The sequence below is a fragment of the Halosimplex carlsbadense 2-9-1 genome (assembly GCF_000337455.1).
Lineage (GTDB): Archaea > Halobacteriota > Halobacteria > Halobacteriales > Haloarculaceae > Halosimplex > Halosimplex carlsbadense.
Map to the genome: position 1 here is coordinate 1 of NZ_AOIU01000013.1, position 17154 is coordinate 17154.

General features: G+C 71.3%; 17 protein-coding genes. 8 read left to right on the forward strand and 9 right to left on the reverse strand.

What is annotated here, in order from left to right; translation table 11 throughout:
- Positions 1 to 657 (reverse strand): site-2 protease family protein (locus tag C475_RS05655; RefSeq protein WP_161625173.1); only part of this gene is annotated, 657 nt, incomplete at its 3' end.
- A gap of 155 nt (positions 658 to 812) precedes the next feature.
- Between C475_RS05655 and C475_RS05660 the strand changes: the two genes are divergently transcribed.
- A complete protein-coding gene (locus C475_RS05660; protein WP_006882824.1) occupies positions 813 to 1577 on the forward strand; it encodes a hypothetical protein in 765 nt (254 codons plus the stop codon).
- Positions 1578 to 1739: 162 nt separating this feature from the next.
- Here the strand turns inward: C475_RS05660 and C475_RS05665 are convergent, their stop codons facing one another.
- Together C475_RS05665 and C475_RS05670 are read right to left on the reverse strand one after the other, a co-directional pair.
- The gene (locus C475_RS05665) at positions 1740 to 2177 is read right to left on the reverse strand and encodes a transcription elongation factor Spt5 (RefSeq protein WP_006882825.1); all 438 of its coding nucleotides are present in this window, start codon (positions 2175 to 2177) and stop codon (positions 1740 to 1742) included.
- 1 nt (position 2178) lies between these two features.
- Complete coding sequence (locus C475_RS05670) at positions 2179 to 2355, reverse strand: protein translocase SEC61 complex subunit gamma (protein WP_006882826.1); 177 nt, start codon at positions 2353 to 2355, stop codon at positions 2179 to 2181.
- Positions 2356 to 2479: 124 nt separating this feature from the next.
- On the opposite strand from C475_RS05670, the gene C475_RS05675 reads away from it, so the two are divergent.
- A complete protein-coding gene (locus tag C475_RS05675) occupies positions 2480 to 4114 on the forward strand; it encodes a potassium channel family protein (protein ID WP_006882827.1) in 1635 nt (544 codons plus the stop codon).
- Positions 4115 to 4130: 16 nt separating this feature from the next.
- On the opposite strand, the gene C475_RS05680 is transcribed toward C475_RS05675, so the two are convergent.
- The 4 genes from C475_RS05680 to C475_RS05695 all read right to left on the reverse strand — a co-directional run bounded on the left by C475_RS05680 (position 4131) and on the right by C475_RS05695 (position 9514).
- Positions 4131 to 4985 carry an MBL fold metallo-hydrolase gene (locus C475_RS05680; protein WP_006882828.1) on the reverse strand — a complete coding sequence of 285 codons (855 nt, stop codon included), beginning with the start codon at positions 4983 to 4985 and terminating at the stop codon, positions 4131 to 4133.
- A 248-nt stretch (positions 4986 to 5233) separates the two neighbouring features.
- Positions 5234 to 6406: a cell division protein FtsZ gene (gene ftsZ / locus C475_RS05685; RefSeq protein ID WP_006882829.1), complete on the reverse strand. Its 1173-nt coding sequence runs from the start codon at positions 6404 to 6406 to the stop codon at positions 5234 to 5236.
- 314 nt (positions 6407 to 6720) lie between these two features.
- The gene (locus C475_RS05690) at positions 6721 to 8127 is read right to left on the reverse strand and encodes a D-aminoacyl-tRNA deacylase (RefSeq protein ID WP_006882830.1); all 1407 of its coding nucleotides are present in this window, start codon (positions 8125 to 8127) and stop codon (positions 6721 to 6723) included.
- Between the two features lies 1 nt (position 8128).
- On the reverse strand, positions 8129 to 9514 hold the full coding sequence (locus tag C475_RS05695) for a Na+/Ca2+-exchanging protein (RefSeq protein ID WP_006882831.1): 1386 nt from the start codon (positions 9512 to 9514) through the stop codon (positions 8129 to 8131).
- 152 nt (positions 9515 to 9666) lie between these two features.
- On the opposite strand from C475_RS05695, the gene C475_RS05700 reads away from it, so the two are divergent.
- From C475_RS05700 to C475_RS05720, 5 genes are all read left to right on the forward strand, one after another.
- On the forward strand, positions 9667 to 10497 hold the full coding sequence (locus C475_RS05700; protein WP_006882832.1) for a shikimate dehydrogenase: 831 nt from the start codon (positions 9667 to 9669) through the stop codon (positions 10495 to 10497).
- Positions 10498 to 10643: 146 nt separating this feature from the next.
- Complete coding sequence (locus C475_RS05705; RefSeq protein WP_006882833.1) at positions 10644 to 11234, forward strand: helix-hairpin-helix domain-containing protein; 591 nt, start codon at positions 10644 to 10646, stop codon at positions 11232 to 11234.
- Between the two features lie 57 nt (positions 11235 to 11291).
- A complete protein-coding gene (pabB, locus tag C475_RS05710; protein WP_049930166.1) occupies positions 11292 to 12800 on the forward strand; it encodes an aminodeoxychorismate synthase, component I in 1509 nt (502 codons plus the stop codon).
- Positions 12793 to 13530, forward strand: a complete 738-nt coding sequence (locus tag C475_RS05715; protein WP_006882835.1) for an anthranilate synthase component II — start codon at positions 12793 to 12795, stop codon at positions 13528 to 13530. The genes pabB and C475_RS05715 overlap by 8 nt, the downstream gene beginning before the upstream one ends.
- Positions 13527 to 14504 (forward strand): aminotransferase class IV, encoded by a 978-nt coding sequence (locus C475_RS05720; protein WP_006882836.1) that lies wholly within the window; start codon positions 13527 to 13529, stop codon positions 14502 to 14504. The genes C475_RS05715 and C475_RS05720 overlap by 4 nt, the downstream gene beginning before the upstream one ends.
- Here the strand turns inward: C475_RS05720 and C475_RS05725 are convergent, their stop codons facing one another.
- A complete protein-coding gene (locus C475_RS05725; protein ID WP_006882837.1) occupies positions 14505 to 15626 on the reverse strand; it encodes a saccharopine dehydrogenase family protein in 1122 nt (373 codons plus the stop codon).
- A 96-nt stretch (positions 15627 to 15722) separates the two neighbouring features.
- On the opposite strand from C475_RS05725, the gene C475_RS05730 reads away from it, so the two are divergent.
- Positions 15723 to 16286, forward strand: coding sequence for a class I SAM-dependent methyltransferase (locus C475_RS05730; RefSeq protein WP_006882838.1), 564 nt, complete (start codon positions 15723 to 15725; stop codon positions 16284 to 16286).
- 24 nt (positions 16287 to 16310) lie between these two features.
- Here C475_RS05730 and C475_RS05735 read toward each other — a convergent pair whose 3' ends face one another.
- Positions 16311 to 17141 (reverse strand): endonuclease V, encoded by an 831-nt coding sequence (locus tag C475_RS05735; RefSeq protein WP_006882839.1) that lies wholly within the window; start codon positions 17139 to 17141, stop codon positions 16311 to 16313.
- Positions 17142 to 17154: the final 13 nt, after the last annotated feature.

Below are 17154 nucleotides of genomic sequence, written 5' to 3' on the forward strand. Positions count from 1 at the left end.
CGCGTAGGCCAGCCCGCCCGCCCCGCTCACGTCGATCGGCGGCAGCGAGACGCCGACGGCCGTCACGGCGACGGTCGCGACCAGCCCCGCCAGCGGCCCGGCGACGCCGATGTCGAACAGCGCCTCCCGGTCGGGGATGTGGTCGCGCATCCGGATGACCGCGCCGAGCGTCCCGAGCGCGGTCGGCACCGGGATGAAATAGGGGAGCGACGCCTCCACGCCGTGGTACCGCGAGGCGAGGTAGTGGCCGAACTCGTGGATCGCCAGCACCGAGAGGACGGCCGCCGCGAACGGCCACGCCGACAGCAGCCGCCCCGGCGCCGCGCCCAGGTAGCCGTACCACCCCGTCCCCGCGAACAGCGTCGTCGCCACCGTCGCGACGAACAGGGCGACGTTCGTCCACGGGACCCCCTCGACCCCCGTCGACCGCTCGGTCGCGACGAGGACGTGCTCGCCGGTCTCGCGGGCCAGCCGAACGCGGTACCCGTGGTCGCGGAACCGCCGCGCGAGCCGCTGCTCGACGGCCTCGCGTGCACCGTCCAGTTCGCCGTAGTAGCGCGCGCCGTCGTCGGTGACCTCCACCTCGTACACGTCGAACGACTCGCCCAGCGACCCCGGCTCGGGCAGGTCCGCCGACGGCGACGTGGGTGCGGACATCATCCCGTCTATGGACGGGACCCGCAAATACCTGACCGAGTCCGAGGTGGTGACACCCCGGGCCGCTCCGCGTCCGGTCCGTCGGCCCCGCACTTGGCCCGTTCACCACGCGCTCGGTCCGACCGTTCATGCCGGTTCGGCCCGTAGGACCACCGATGGCACGCCCACCGACACCGGACGCCGAGCCGGTCCTCGCTGACCTGGTCGACCGGGGGTACGAGACGACCCGGCTCTCGGGCACCGACCAGCCGGCCGCCGTCGCCGCCGGCGGCGACTCGCCGGACGCCGTGACCGACCGCCCGTTCTCGGTCGAACCGCTCGCCGTCGCGACCCCGCTCGACGTCGTCGCGAGGCTGGCCGCGGCCGCCGCCGAGCGACGCGCGACGCTGTTCGTCGCTGACCCCGAGACCGCGGCCGACGCCCGCGCGGTCCTCACCGACCCGTTCCTGCGCCGCCCCGACGCCGAGGGGTCCCGGGCGTTCTACTCGATCCCCGACCGCATCCGCCTGACCGACGACACCTACGCCGCGGTCGCCGCCGACGGCCCGCTCCGCTGGCGCGAGGAGCCCGCGACCCCCGGCGTCACCGGCGACGGCGGCGACGGCCCCCGACTCCTGCTGGAAGCCGACGGCCACCTGCTCGCCGCGCTCCCCTCGGTCGACGGGCTGGCCTGTCCCGGGCCCGACCCCGACGCCTTCCCGTATCGCTACGCCCGGGGGGCCGACAAGCGCGTCCACGTCTCCGACCGCGACGGCGAGGTCGGGACGCTATCGGGGATCACCGCGATGAAATCCGACGGCTACCGCCCCGTCCCGCTCCCGCTCGTCCCCGAACACCACCTCCGCGAGAACGCCCACCTCGCCCGTCGGTGGGCGATCGCCGTCGTCGACGACGGCGAGGTGTCCTACGTCACGGCCTGACCGCGACTCGGGTCGCGGCCGCTCGCTGTGGGTCCCGCGACCACCTTTTTCCGTCTCGGATGCTGCGCGCTGCTCGCACCACCCGCCGCAAAAACGTGGGCGAAAAAGACCGCGACTCACTCCGTTCGTCGCGGTGACATCCCCCGCTTCGCTCGCGGTACGTTACCGCTCTTCGCTATCCAGCACGCGGATCTGGTCGCCGCGGACGGTGACCGGGATCGGGACCGTCGCCTCGTACAGCTCGACGGTGACCTGGTCTTTGCCCTCGTCGATGCGCTGGACTTGGGCCTTCTCGCCCTTGAACGGGCCGGCGATGAGTTCGACGATGTCTCCCTCGGCGATCCCCTCGACGTCGGGCTTGGGCGAGAGGAAGTGTTCGACCTCGGCGATCCCGGACTTGCCGGGGACGACGCCGCGCATGTGTGGGATCTCGTCGGAGATGCGCTCGAAGACCGCGGATTCGTCGGCCTCGACCATGACGTAGGAGGTCAGCGAGTCCGGCGCGAGCGCGGCGTGGATCGACTCTTCCTCGCGGTTCATGATCATGTCCGCGACGGTTCGCTCCTGGCTGGCCGTGGTCTTGACGGCGAAGATACCCATGTCAGGGCACCCCGCCCGGAACGAAGTTCATGACCACGAAGATCAAAAAGCCGAGGATGCCGACGAGGACGATGCCGGCCCCGGCGATCTTCGCGACTTGCGAGAATTCCTCCCAGGACGGCGTGCTGGCCAGCTTCAGCACGCGGACGTAGGAGCTCAGGTCGTAGGGCACGTTCATGCGGAGCGATTGCCGCCCCGACCTTTTCTATCTATTGATGCCGATCGGGTGGGGCGGACCGGCGGACGATCGTTCGGAGCCGCCTCCCAGAACCGTTTTACGCGATAGCGGTAACCAAGCGGGTATGAACACGTGGCAGCGCCGGTCGGTCATCTACACCGGCGTGCTCGCCCTCTCGATGTACGCGTTCGCGGTCGTCTACCAGTACGGGATGGCGACCTTCGAGGGCGACCCCAAGACGTTTCTGGAGGCGTTCCAGTTCGTCGTCGAGACGTTCACCACGACCGGTTACGGCGCCCAGGCGGGGTGGGACGCCACCGCGATGCTCGTCCTCATCATCGTCATGGACATCACCGGGACGGTGATGATCTTCCTCGCGCTCCCGGTGGTAGCGTTCCCCGCCTTCGAGGAGGCGCTGTCGACCACCGTCCCGACCGCCATCGAAAACGGCCACGAGGACCACGTCGTCGTCGCCACCTACACCCCACGCGTCGAGACGCTCATCGGGGAACTCGACTCCCGGGACGTGGACTGGGTCATCGTCGAACCGGACCGCGACCGCGCGACCGACCTCTACGAGGAAGGCTACGACGTGATCCACAACGACCCCGACTCCGCGGACGGCCTCACCGCCGCGAACCTCTCGGACGCTCGCGCGCTCGTGGCCGACGTGTCCGACCAGGTCGACGCCAGCATCGTCCTCACCGCAAAGGAGATCGACGAGGCGGTGCGCGTCGTCAGCGTCGTCGAGGAGCCCGACCGCGCCCGCTACCACGACCTCGCCGGCGCCGACGCGGTGCTCTCCCCGCGACCCCTCCTGGGCGAGAGCCTCGCCCGGAAGGTCACCGCCAGCGTCTCGACCGACCTCGGAAGCAAGGTCGAGGTCGGCGAGGACTTCGACATCGTCGAACTCCCGGTCCACCGCGGTGCGGACGTGGCCGGGCGCACGCTGGCCGAGAGCGGGCTCCGCGAACAGGCCAGCGTCAACGTCATCGGCGCCTGGTTCGACGGCGAGTTCGAGAGCCCGCCCCAGCCCGATTCGGTCATCGAACCCGGGACCGTCCTGCTGATGACCGGCAACGAGGACCAGCTGAAGCGCCTCGCCGACCGCACGCGGTCGGAGGTCCGCCGACACACCTCCGGCGAGACTATCGTCGTCGGCCACGGCGAGGTGGGCCAGACGGTCACGGACATCCTCGAAGACGTGGACCTGCCCTACACCGTCGTCGACCAGGCGGACGGTCCCGGCGTCGACGTGGTCGGCGACGCCACCGACCCCGAGGTGCTGGAGGCCGCGGGCCTCCGGGACGCCCGGTCGGTCATCCTCGCCATCCCCGACGACACCGCCGCCGAGTTCGCCACCCTCGTGGTCCGCGACGAGAGCCGCCGAGTCGAGATCATCGCTCGCGCCGAGGAGGCCGAGGCCGTCCAGAAGATGTACCGCGCCGGCGCGGACTACGTTCTCGCCCTGGGAACCGTGACGGGGCGGATGGTCGCCTCCGAGGTGCTCGGTGACGAGGACGTGATCTCGCTGGACACCCAGGTCGAGGTCGTCCGCACGTGTGCGCCGAGGCTCGTCGGGACCTCGCTCGGGGACGCCGACGTCCGCGCCCGCACCGGCGTCACCGTCGTCGCCGTCGAGCGCAACGGCGACGTGGTGACCGACCTCGGCCCGGACTTTCGCACGCAGACGGGCGACGAGCTCATCGTCGCCGGCCCCGACGAGTCGACCAATCGGTTCACCGAAGTGTTCGGCTGACCGGTCGACCTCGCGCTCACCCGTCGAGATAGGTCGGTACTTCGACGCCGGGTCGGCTCAGCCGGATCCGGTCGCCGACCTCGACCTCCTCGATGACCCGCGGGTACTCGAAGGTCGTCGCGGCCTTCGAGAGCGCGCCGGGGTCTGCCTGGATCGACCGCCAGCGCCGCCAGTGGGTCGGGACGAGCCGCTCGATCCCGACCATGTTCGCCGCGTCGATCACGTCCTGGGCGTCGTTGTACAGCTTCCGGCGGACGACCTCGCCGTCGTCGCCGACGAGCCGCGCGCTCGTTCCGTACGACAGCATCCCCATGTCAACGTCGAACTCCTCGCCGACGGCCTCGAACGCCTCGCACGGGCGGTTGTCGCCGCCGTGGAAGATCGTCCCCTCCTCGTGTTCGAAGACGTACGTGACGCTCCCGTCGGCGTCGGGGTCGCGACCGCCCCGGACGTGGACGGTGAGGTCGCCGACCTCGTAGCTGTCGCCGGGTTCGACGACTTCCTGGCCGTCCTCGGTGATCTCGCTCACGTCGTGGTTCTCGTAACACGCCGCGGGCGCGTGGACGGCGGCGCCGTCGTGGTCGAGCAGCGGGCCGAACGAGGGCGGCCAGAAGTGGTCGCGGTGGTCGTGCGTGCAGAAGACGGCGTCACAGGAATCGGCCCACTCGGGCTCCATCGGCACCGGCGGCATCCGCGCGACGTACTCGCGGTCGCGCTCGGTGCTGAAATAGGGGTCGACGAACAGGGTGGTCTCGGGCGTCCGGATCGCCCACCCGGTCACGCCCAGGAACCACAGCGAGACGCCCTCCACGTCGGCGCCGTTGAACTCCTCGCGGGCCCACCACTCGCCCCAGTCGCTCGTGATCGTCATCGGGTCCTCCGTCGGTTTGTGTCGGTCTCGTTGCTACGAAGCATACGACACCGGTCCCGTGGCGAGTCGGTAAAGCTTCCGACGGCGGAAGCACTCGGAACACGGATGGACGGTTCCCGAATCGCTCGACTCTGGGGGCGCGAGCGGTTCCCGCGGTCGGCCACCGAGCGAGGGACCGACAGACGGCGAGTGGACCCGAAATCGGCGATGCTCGCGAGAGAAAGCAAACGGAACGTCCCGGAATCGAGTTACTCGACGTAGTCGATGTCGTCGCCGAGTTCCTTGGAGGCGCGCTCCTGCTCGGCCTCGCTCTTCCCGTAGATCTGCGGGCTCTCGACGCCGGTGACGACGATCATCGTCTCCATCTTGCCCTCGAACTGGTTGTTGACCGAGGCGCCCCAGATGATGCGGGCGTCGGGGTCGATGCGGTCGTAGATCTCCTCGACGACGCCCTCGGCCTCCTCGATGGACATGTCGGGGCCGCCGACGACGTTGACCAGCGCGGAGTTAGCGCCGTCGAACTCCACGTCCAAAAGCGGCGACCTGAGTGCGGACCGGATCGAGTCCTGGGCCTTGTTCTCGCTGTCGGACTCACCGAGGCCGATCATGGCGACGCCCCCGTTCTCCATGATCGTGCGAACGTCGGCGAAGTCGACGTTGACGAGGCCGGGCTTGGTGATCAGCTCGGTCATGCCCTTGACCGACCGCATGAGGACGCGGTCACAGATCTTGAACGCGTCCTGCAGCGGCATCGACGGCGCGTAGTCGAGCAGGCGGTCGTTCGGCACGACGATGACGGTGTCGCTCACCGCACGGAGCCGTTCGAGACCGGCGTCGGCGTTGGCGCGGCGGCGCTCACCCTCCGCGGTGAACGGGATGGTGACGATGGAGATGGTCAGCGCGCCCTGGTCTTGAGCGGCCTGGGCGACCACGGGGGCCGAGCCGGTACCGGTCCCGCCGCCGAGGCCGGCCGTGACGAACACCATGTCCGAGCCGTCGATTGACTGCTGGATGTCCTCGATGTTCTCCTGGGCGGCCTCCTCGCCGATCTTCGGGACGGACCCGGCACCGCGACCGCCGGTGCGCTTGCGGCCGATGAGGATCTTCGTGTCGGCCTTGACCTCGTCGGCGAGGTGCTGGGCGTCCGTGTTGGCGGCGACGAGCTTCGCCCCGTGGATCCCCTCCTCCATCATCCGGCTGACGGTGTTCCCGCCGGCGCCCCCGCAACCGACGACGGTGATCTTCGTCTCCAGATCTTTGACGACGTCGGCTAGCTCCTCGTCCGACATCTGCCCGGACGTGGACATCTCGTCTGTCCCCGTCGATCCCGCTGATTCCTGGCCCCCCTGCGGTTCTTGCTGGGCCGCTTCCTCCCGGTCCTGCTCGGCCTCGTCGATCGCGTCGTCGATTATAGAGTCCATATTTTAAGTTTCCGTTGCTGGCCAACATTTATTAAGCTTCTCCCGCGCGTCAGACGCCTGACTGACGCTCGGTAGCACGCCCGTACTCCGTCCGTCACCCGTGTAAGCGCCCCTTACTCCCGCCAGCGTCCGTTTCGGCCGATCTCCAGGCGAAACGGGGGCTCGGCGGGGTACGGGCCGGGTGCGTTTCGGGTGCGTTTCGGTTCGTCTCGAATACGTGCCGGATGGGTGCCGGATCGAAACGGGGCGCGGTCGCAGCGGCGGCCGACACGCGGCGCCGGGGTCGGCGCCCGCTCCGCCGAGTCGCCGGTCGCTCACTCCGCCGAGTCGCCGACGGGAAAGCGACGCTCGCGCTCGACGTGGACGACGGCGGGGTCGATCTCGTCGCCGTCGACGGTGACGGGCTCGCCCTCGGCGAGTCTGCCGAGTTTCGGGCCGTCGGAGACGCCGAGCGTGCGGGCGCGGTCGGGGTCGAACGCCGACTCGCTGGCGACGACCGCCCCGTCGGTCCGCTCGACGCGCTCGTACTTCGATTCGAGCACGGCCGCGAGGTCGTCGACGAGCGCGGTCCCGTTTCGGCCGGCGGCGACGAGTGCCCGGCCCTCCGCGCGGGTCCCGCTCTCGCTCGTCTCGAAGGCGACCGTCGCCCGCTCGACCGCCGCCCGGGCGGCCTCGCCGTCGATCCCCTGCGCCTCGGCGAGGAGGTCGTCGGGGAGGGCGAATACGGCGAGGTCGCCACCGTGGGCCGCCGGGGCGCCCTCGTCGTCGGCCGCACGCTCGCCGAAGCGAACGCCGTCGTCGACGCTTCCGAGCCGGTCTTCGACGGTCTCGACGAGTGCCAGCGGGACGCCCGTCGTCTCGCGGACCCACGTCTCGCTCACCGCGCGGTAGCCCAGCTCGTCGACGACGCGCTTGAGGTCGGGCCGGTCGCCCTCGACGACGGCGTAGTCGGCGGCGCTGGCTTCGAACGCACGCCGGATCACCTCGCGGTTCGCCGCCGGGTCGCCCATCGCGTCGAGCCCCCAGCCCGGAGCGACGTGGCCGACCGCCCAGTCGGTCTCGGCGAGGATCCGCTCGAAGCGAGGGGCGTAGTGGCCGCCGCCGAGCCCGACGAGGTGGCGCCGGGTCCCGTTCTCGCCGGGGGCGTCGGGGGCGGTGTCGGCGAGCGTGAGGATAGCCCGCGCGACCGCGCCGGCGGCGTCGGGGTCGTCCCACTGCGGTTCGTCGCTGCCGACCTCGACGAACATGGAGGGGACGCCCACGTCGGTCGGTCCGTGGTGGGTGGCTTCCATGCCGACTTCGTAGCCTTCGGGGGCGTGCTCGCGCAGGGCCGCGAGGACGCGGCGGTGGGCGTTCGGACAGGCGCGGGCGAACGCGCCCGGCTCGCCGCCGTACTCGGCGGGGCCGACGTTGCCGGTGTGGTGGGCGGTCAGCAGCGGCCCGGTCTCGCCGGCGTGGCGGGAGGCGAAGACGAGCAGGTCCGGTTCGGCCCGCCCCTCCTCGCCATCGACGCGTCCGAAGGCGTCGGCGACGCCGTCGAGTTGCAGATGCTGGTCGTCGAACTCGCGGAGCTCGACCCCGTCGGTGCGGTAGACGGTCCCGCCGCCGTCGGCCTCGGGGCGCGAGCTATCGGCGCGTTCGGTCCAGTCGGCGACGGCGCGGAGGCGCTGCCCGATGTGGACGGAGGCGGAGTCGTCCCGGGAGACGACGATCGCGAGCATCTCAGTCGGCGAACTCCTGATGGACGGGGTCGCGGCCGATCGCGGTGCGGCCGGCGTCGGCGGCGAGGCCGATCATCCGGCGCAGCGCCCGCCGCCGCGCGACGAACAGCGCCGTCCCGACGACGGTGTACACCGCCGCGTACAAGAGCAGCAGCTGCTCGCTGTCGACCGGCAACGCGATGGCCTCGCGGATGAGCAGGAACTCGATGATCACCTGCGAGATGAACAGGACGAAGATAGCCAGCGCCTCGCGGACGCTGATCTCGAAGTTGACCAGCACGGCGAGCGCGAAGTAGCTCTGGGCGGCGGTGATCCAGATCTCGGCGGCCTGCTTGCTGTCGAAGGGGAGGACGCCGTACTGACCGTAGGCGAGCGAGAAGACGACCGAGAGCGTTCCGATCAGCAGCGTCCACTGGTTGAGCTTCGAGGAGATCAGCGCGTTGAACCCCGCCGTCGACCGGGCCTTGTTGACGAGGACGACGACGACGATCAGCTCGGGCGACTCGCTGGCCAGCGGCGCGATCCACTGGATCATGAAGAACTCGGGGATGCCGTTCTGGAGACCGATCTCCTCCAGGCCGTGGGCGAACGGTTCGACGGCGGTGAAGATCATCACGCCCGAATAGGCGAACAGGCCGAGGACGACCAGCGGCCGCCACGGCAGCGACCACTGCTGGAAGTAGTGGGGGACCCCGACGTGTTCCTCGCTGGCTTCCACGTCGCCGCGGATGATGATCCCGATGTAGACGACGTAGAGCCCGACCAGCACGAGCGTGTCGATGATGTCGATGCCGCCGCCCAGCGGGACGAGAAAGGCCCAGACGGTCGCCAGGAAGAGGAAGGTGATCTCGGTCGCGATGTCGCGGTCGAGCGTGACGGCGTCTCGCAGGAATCCGCCGCGGTTCGTGACGGCCGAGTCGCCGGTCTTGGCGGCCCGCCAGACGGTGAAGACGGCGATGCCGGCCCAGCCGATGCCGATGAGGATGCGGTTGGCACCGGTCATGTTCGCCACGGCGAGGTTGGCGTCGTGGCAGGCTCGCGCGAGCTCGGTCTGGCCCGCTTCGATGGCGCTCGCCGAGAGGTCCGCGCAGGCCGCGGTCGTCGCGCCGCCCGCCCCCGCGTTCCAGGCGTACAGAGCGTCGACGGCGTACTCGGGGGCGACCGCCAGCACCGCAAGCACGGCGATGGCGAACGCCCGCGGCACGTCTTTCTCGGCGGTTTCGGCACCCCACGCCAGCAGGAAGGAAGCGCCGAGGACGGCGACCCCGCTGACGACGACGGTCGGTACGGTTCCCAGGTTCGCGCCGGTCGCGACCGCGCCGACCCATCCTACCGTCAGGGCGAGCGCGGCGGCGACCTGCGCGAGCGGGTGACTGAGACGGCTCACTGATATCCGTGACGCAACCTCGATTTGAAACAGTTGCGAATCTCTCGCGGGCGGGGCGTCGCCCACGCGAGCCGCGTCCGCACCGACCGCGTCGCCGGTCGGCCGCGGCCCGAGACGGAACACGTTATGTCGGCGGCCCCGCTGGGGCCGGTATGGACGTCTACGGACTCGTCGGCAACCCGGTCGGCCACTCGCTGTCGCCGCCGATGCACGAAGCGGGCTACGAGGCGCTCGGCGTCGACGCCCGCTACGTCACGTTCGAACCGCCGAGAGACGGCGCCGCCGCGGCGGTCGAGGGCGCCGCGGCCCTCGGCGTCGCCGGACTGAACGTCACCATCCCGTTCAAGCAGGACGTGCTGGCGGCCGTCGACCCCGACCCGCTCGCCAGCCGCATCGGCGCCGTCAACACCGTCGACTTCTCCGGGGCGGAGCCGACGGGCCACAACACCGACGCCGTCGGCGCTACGCGGGCGCTCCGGGCCCACGACGTGGCGCTGTCGGGGACCGCGGTCGTCGTCGGCGCCGGCGGCGCGGGCCGGGCGGTCGCGTTCGGCCTCGCAGACGAGGGGATGTCTGTCCGGATCGCCAACCGGACCGAGTCGAAAGCGGGCGCCCTCGCCGCGGACGTGCGCGGCGACGGGAGCGAATCGGCCGACGCGGACGCTGACGCGACGGGCCACGGACTCGACGGCTTGCCCGAGTTACTGGCCGACGCGGACGTGCTGGTCAACGCCACTAGCGTCGGGATGGAGGAAGACGCGACGCCGGTCCCGGCCGACGCGCTCCACGGCGGTCTGGGCGTCCTCGACGCTGTCTACCGGCCGCTGGAGACGCGCCTCCTGCGGGACGCCGCCGACGCCGGGGCGACGACCGTCGACGGCGCCTGGATGCTGCTCTACCAGGGGGTCGAAGCGTTCGAGCGCTGGACCGGTCGCGAGGCGCCGGTCGCCGCGATGAACGAGGCGCTCCGCGACCGGATCTGAGCCGCGGAGGCGCCGGCGGTCTCGACCCAGCGGGCGAGCGGGCGACCGGTGGCCCGGAGCGGGGGCGAGCCGTCGGCGAGTCGCCGGTCCTGTCCGCCGGGAGCGCGCAGAAAGACGTTAAGTGATGGGGTCCGCTATTGCTCCCCATGGGGCTCATCGAGCGTATCAAGTCTGCACTCGGGCTGGGCGCGTCCTCTTCGACTTCTCAGCCCGCGGCGTCCTCCACCGACGGCCCGTCCCCGGGTGAGGATCCCGGGGCGGCCGGTGACGGCGCGTCCGGCGACGGCGTCGACGTGACCGTCGAGCACGAACCCGCGACCGCCAGCGAAGACGCGGTCAAGGGCACCGACACCGCGACTGACAGCGCGTCGACGACCGCGGCCGAACCGACTGACGCCGAGGTCGACACCGACTCCGAAGCGGAGACCGAGACCGACACTGAAACCGATAGCGGGACCGAGACCGACGACGCCGCCGACGCCGCCGACGCGGCCGGAGACGCGGACGACGCGGCGGCCGACGAGGAGCCGTCGGCGGGCGCGCCGACCGACCCGGCGCCGGACGCGGAACTGGAGGATATCAAGGGTATCGGGCCGACGTACGCCGAGCGCCTGCGCGAGGCGGGCGTCGACGGCGTCGGCGCGCTTGCCGAGTCCGACGCCGCGGCGCTCTCCGAAGAGACGGATATCGCCGAGTCGCGCGTCGAGAACTGGGTCGAACAGGCGAAGCTCTACTGACCGCTCCCCTTGCGGGGACCGAAAACCGGTTACCGTCCCCGTGCTTCTCACGACGTAATGACGACGCCAAGGGTCGTGACCGACGGGGCCGCCTTCGAGCGCGCCGCGGCGGACGCGCCTGCCGGCGCCCGCGTCCCCGTCGAGGTTCGGATCCCCGTCGCCGACCCGTTCGACGCCTACCGCCGCGTCCGCGACGGCCCCGGCGGATTCCACCTCGAAACCACCGGCGGCCAGTCCGGCTGGGGCTATTTCGGCGTCGACCCGATCGACCGCGTCACCGTCTCTGCCGACGATGCCGCCGACGCCCCTGTCGGTGAGTCACCGAGCATCGACGCGCTCGTCGACCGGCTCGCTGCCGAGTCGCTGGTCCGCGGCGACTGCGACGTGCCCTACCCCTGTGGCGCCGTCGGCTGGCTCTCCTACGATATCGCACGCGAACTGGAGGACCTCCCCGACGACGCCGACTGCGACCGCGAACTGCCGCGCCTGCAGATCGGCGTCTACGACCGGATGGCCGCCTGGGAGGAGCCACGCGAGGGCGACGAGACGACGCTGCGGATCACGGCCTGTCCGCGGGTCGGCGGTGACGGCGCCGACGCTCTCGGCGACGCCTACGACCGCGGCCGCGAGCGGGCGCTCGAACTCGCTCGCGCGGCGGTCGACGGCGACCCAGCGGTCGGGGACCCGCCGGTCGAGACCGACGAGGCCCGCTTCGAGAGCGACTGCGGCCGGGCGGCGTTCGCCGACCGGGTGCGTCGGGTCAAGGAGTACGTCCGCGACGGCGACACCTTCCAGGCGAACGTCTCCCAGCGACTCACCGCCCCCGCGGCGGTCCACCCCGTCGCCGCGTTCGACGCGCTGCGGACCGTGAACCCGGCGCCGTACTCGGCCCTGCTGGAGTTCCCCGGCGTCGACCTGGTGAGCGCCAGTCCCGAGTTACTGCTCGAGCGCGACGGCGAGCGGCTTCTGACGGAGCCCATCGCCGGCACGCGACCGCGCGGCGAGACGCCCGACGAAGACGACTTTCTGGCCGAGGACCTGACGAGCGACGAGAAGGAACGGGCCGAACACGCGATGCTGGTCGACCTCGAACGCAACGACCTGGGGAAGGTCAGCGAGTACGGCTCCGTCGAAGTCAGCGAGTACCGCCGCGTCGACCGGTACTCGGAGGTGATGCATCTCGTCTCGCTCGTCGAGGGCCGGCTCCGGCCCGAACACGACCTGGGCGACGCCGTCGCGGCGGTGTTCCCCGGCGGTACCATCACCGGCGCGCCCAAGCCGCGGACCATGGAGATCATCGACGAGGTCGAATCGACCCGACGCGGGCCCTACACCGGGGGCGTCGGTGTCTTCGGGTTCGACGGCCGGGCGACGCTGAACATCGTCATCCGGACGCTCGTGCGCTACGGCGAACAGTACCACCTCCGCGTCGGCGCGGGGATCGTCCACGACTCGGAGCCCGACCGTGAGTTCGAGGAGACGCTCGACAAGGGCCGGGCGCTCGTGACCGCCGTCGACGCGGCGCTGGGCGACCGCGCCGCCTTCACCGTGGGGGATCATGACTGAGCCGTCCGCCCCGGGTGTCGGGAGCGTCCCGTCCGTCGACCCCGATACCAGCACCCCCGCCGAGGACGACCGCCTCGCCGCCGACGCCACCGCGGCCGACCGCCGGTCGGACGTGACCGTCCTCGTCGTCGACAACTACGACTCGTTCGCCTACAACCTCGTCCAGTACGTGGGAGAGGTCGTCACGACGACCGACTGGCTTCCCGAGGTGACCGACGGCGAGGTGGTCGTCCGCCGGAACGACGCGGTCGACGTGGCCGGGATCCGCGAGATCGACCCCGACGCCATCGTCGTGTCTCCCGGTCCCGGGACGCCCCGGGAGGCGGGCGTCTCGATGCCGATATTCCGGGAGTTGTCGTATCCGACGCTCGGGGTCTGCCTGGGTCACCAGGCGCTGTGTGCGGTCGCCGGCGCGCCCGTCGGCCACGCCGAGGCGGTCGTCCACGGCAAGCCCTCGACGATCGGCCACGACGGCCGCGGCGTCTTCCGGTCGCTCCCCGACCGCTTCGAGGTCGGCCGCTATCACTCGCTGGCCGTCGAGCGCGAGGACCTGCCCGACAGCCTGGTCGAGACCGCCCACACGGACGACGAAGCCGGCGTCCTCATGGGCGTGCGCCACCGCGAGCGCCCCCACGTCGGCGTCCAGTTCCACCCCGAGAGCATCCTCACCGAACACGGCAAACAGATGGTCGAGACGTTCTGCCGGATGGCCCTGGAGGGGTCGCTGTGAGCGGCGACGAGTCGAGCGACGACTCGGCCCCCCTCACGTACCACGTGAACGGCGACCTCGTTCCCGCCGACGAGGCGACCGTCTCCGTCCGCGACCGGGGGTTCATGTACGGCGACGGCGCCTTCGAGACCCTGCGCGTGTACGGCGGCGCCCCCTTCGAGTGGACGGCCCACCGCGACCGACTCCGGCGGACGGCCGAGACGCTCGGGTTCGCCGACGCCGTGCCCGACGACCTGCGCGAGCGGGTCGACGCGACGCTCGCCGCGAACGATCTCTCGGAGGCGTACTGCAAGGTGTCGGTGACCCGTGGCGTCCAGCCCGGGAAACTCACGCCCGACTCCGACGTGGACCCGACGGTCGTCGTCTACGTCTCGCCGCTGGACCGCGGCGGCGTCGAGGGGTCTCCGGCGTGGAGCGAACCGGCGACCGTCCAGACCGTCCGGACCCGGCGGCCACCGACGGAGTCGCTCCCGGCCGACGCCAAGACGCACAACTACCTCCCCGGGGTCCTCGCTCGCATCGAACTCCGGCGGGCCGCGACCGCGGAGTTCGCCGCCGACGAGGCCGTGATGCGGACGACCGACGACTCCCTCGCCGAAGGCGCGACGAGCAACATCTTCTTCGTCGACGGCGGGACGCTGAAGACGCCCAGCACCGACCTGCCGATCCTCCCCGGCGTGACCCGGTCGGTCGCGATCGAACTGGCCGAGTCCGAGGGGTTCTCCGTTCGGACGGGGTCGTACACGCTCGACGACCTGCGCGACGCCGACGAGGTCTTTCTCACCAACTCCACCTGGGAGATCCGACCGGTCACCAGCGTCGACGGCATCGACGTGAGCGTCGGTCCGATGACCCGGTTGCTCTCGCGGCTGTTCGACGAGCGCGTCGAGCGCGAGCACTACGGCGGGACCGACGACGGTGTCGCCGGGGAGAACGACGACGACGGCCCCGCGAGCGACGAGCCCGCGGAGTGATCAGGCGCGCGTCTCGACCGGTTCGTCGGTCCGTTCGACGCCCTCGATATCGAGGATCAGGTCGGGACCGAAGGCGCCAGCGGGCGTCCGGAACCCCGTTGGCGCGTCGCCGGCGACGACCCGTTCGGCGATTTCGACCGCAGTGAGTTTCGTCAGCCGGTAGGTCTCGGGCGCGACGAGTCGCGAGACCGCCCGTTCGCCGTCGTCGGTTTCGGCCTCGCCCTGCTCGCGGTCCTGCCGCTCGCTTCGAGGCCCATCCAGTCGTCGCGCCTCGCCCCAGACGTAGCTCTCGCCCTCCCGGCGCGTGCGCTCGTCGGGGCCGTCGACGCGCGCGTCGATCAGCGATTCGAGCAGCGACTGGACCGGGCCGGACCCGGCGATCGGACCCAACAGGCCACCGATCCGGGCCGCGCGCTGCGCCCACGACGGCACGGCGGTGTAGACCGCGATGTCGCCGATCCCGGTCGTGTAGTAGGCCGTCGACACGTCGCCCCAGGGGACCGCCATCGCGGCCCGCTCGCCCCGACCGAAGTCGATCCGGCGGGTGCCCTCGCCCATGGGCACCGACTCGATGCGACCGTTCCGGCGGACTGCGCCGCCCCCACCGAGCCCGCGGACGGCCGTCTTCGCAGTGCCCGGGGAGATACCGCCCGACGCCTCGAACCCCAGCGCGAGCCGGTCGGCGTCGGGCAGTCGCTCGGCGAGGTGGGCCGCCAGGCAGTCCGTCGGGACCACGTCGAAGCCGGTGCCCGGAAGGATCGTGATTCCCGCGTCCTCGGCCCGCTCGTCCTCGGCGGCCAGCCGTTCGAACACCTCGATCTCGCCGGTGATGTCGAGGTAGTGCGTACCGGTGCGGAGACAGCCCTCGACCATCGGTTCGGCCGTCTCGGTGAACGGGCCGGCGCAGTTGCAGACCGCCTCGACCTCCTCCAGCGCGAGATCGAGCAGTCGCGGCTCGTCGAGGGCGAACACGCGCTCTTCGCAGCCCTGGCGGATCGCCTGGTTCTCGACCGCGTTGCGGTCGCGGCCGGCGACGACCACGTCGAGGCCGCGGTCGGTCGCCTCCTCGACGATCAACCGCCCGGTGTAGCCGTAGGAGCCGTAGACGAGCAGGTCAGCCATGCCTGCGGGTTCGCCGGAGATCCGGATAAGGCTGGGGGTCGCACGCGGGAGACCGGGCCGCGAGCTATTTGTCCCGGTGGCCGCTACCCCGAAGCGATGGGCCACCACACGTTCCCGGCGGACGACGCCGACCGACTGGAAGACGCCGCGCGCCGGTACCGCAGTTGCTCGGCCGAGGAACTGCTCTGGGCGCTCGACCCCGCTCCCGACGACAGCGTCGTCGACGTGGGCAGCGGCACGGGCTTTTTCACCGACGACGTGGCGCCCCACGCCGGCACGGTGTACGCCCTCGACGTGCAGGCGGCGATGCACGACCGCTACCGCGAGAAGGGCGTCCCGGAGAACGTTGAACTCGTCACCAGCGGCGCCGACGAGCTTCCCTTCGACGAGGACGCGCTGGACGGGGCGTTCGCGACGATGACCTACCACGAACTCCCCGCCGAGACGGTCAGCGAACTCGCTCGCGTCCTCCGGCCCGGCGGCCGCGTCGCGGTCGTCGACTGGACCGCCGAGGGGCCCGGAGAGCGCGGCCCACCGGTCGCCGAACGCTACGACGCCGACCACGCCGCCGACGCGTTCGAGACGGCGGGCTTTTCCGTCGACTTCCGGGCGACCCGCTCGGAGACGTTCCTGCTCGTCGCGACCTCCGACGGGGAGTGAGCGTGCGGGACCGACGGGACTGTTTCAGTCCAGTTCCTCGCGGACCTCGGCCTTGACCTCGTCGGCGTAGCTGTCGGCCAGCCGGGTGGGCTCGGGGAGCTTGTAGCCGTCGGCGCAGGCCAGCGCCACGTCGGCGGCGGTGTCGGCGCTCACGCGGTGGCCGGGGCTGACGATGAGGGGATTGACGTACCGCTCGGAGTTTTCGAACTGTCGGGTCTGGACGGCGTCGCCGATGTGTGTCCCGGGCTCGGCGGTCTCCACGTCCGCGTCGGATTCGATAGCGACGCGGGCACCCGCCGGGAGTTTCCGGTCGAGCGACTCCCGCGGGGTGCCACAGAGCAGGCTCTTGGCGACGCCGACGGTGGGGAGATCGAGCGTGACGCCGACGTGGGTCGCGATGCCGGCCTCCCGGAAGTGGATGCGGCCGCTGCCGTCCACGAGCGCGATGTCGGGCTCCCGCTCCAGCGCGTCGAACGCCGCGAGGATCGCCGTCCCTTCGCGGAAGCTCAGCAGGCCCGGGATGTAGGGGATCGCGGCCGGTTCGACGGCGTACGCGCGCTCGACCACCTCGCCGCCGCGCAGGAGGACGACGGCGCTGACGGCGTGGTCGTCGACGAACGCCTGGTCGACGCCGGCGACCAGCGGCGGGTCGTCCGCCGAGGTGATGTCGCCGTCCACATCGGCGAGACTGGTCTGGTCGGTGTCGGTCGCGACGCCGTCGCCGCAGATTCGGTCCGGATCGAACGGGAGGTCGTCCGCGAAGACGGCGGCGTCGGCGATCTCGCGCTGGAGTGCCTCCATCTCCTCCCGTGAAAGCGAGGCGTCCGGGACGAACTCGGGGCGGGCGACCTGCATCAACGGCCCTCCA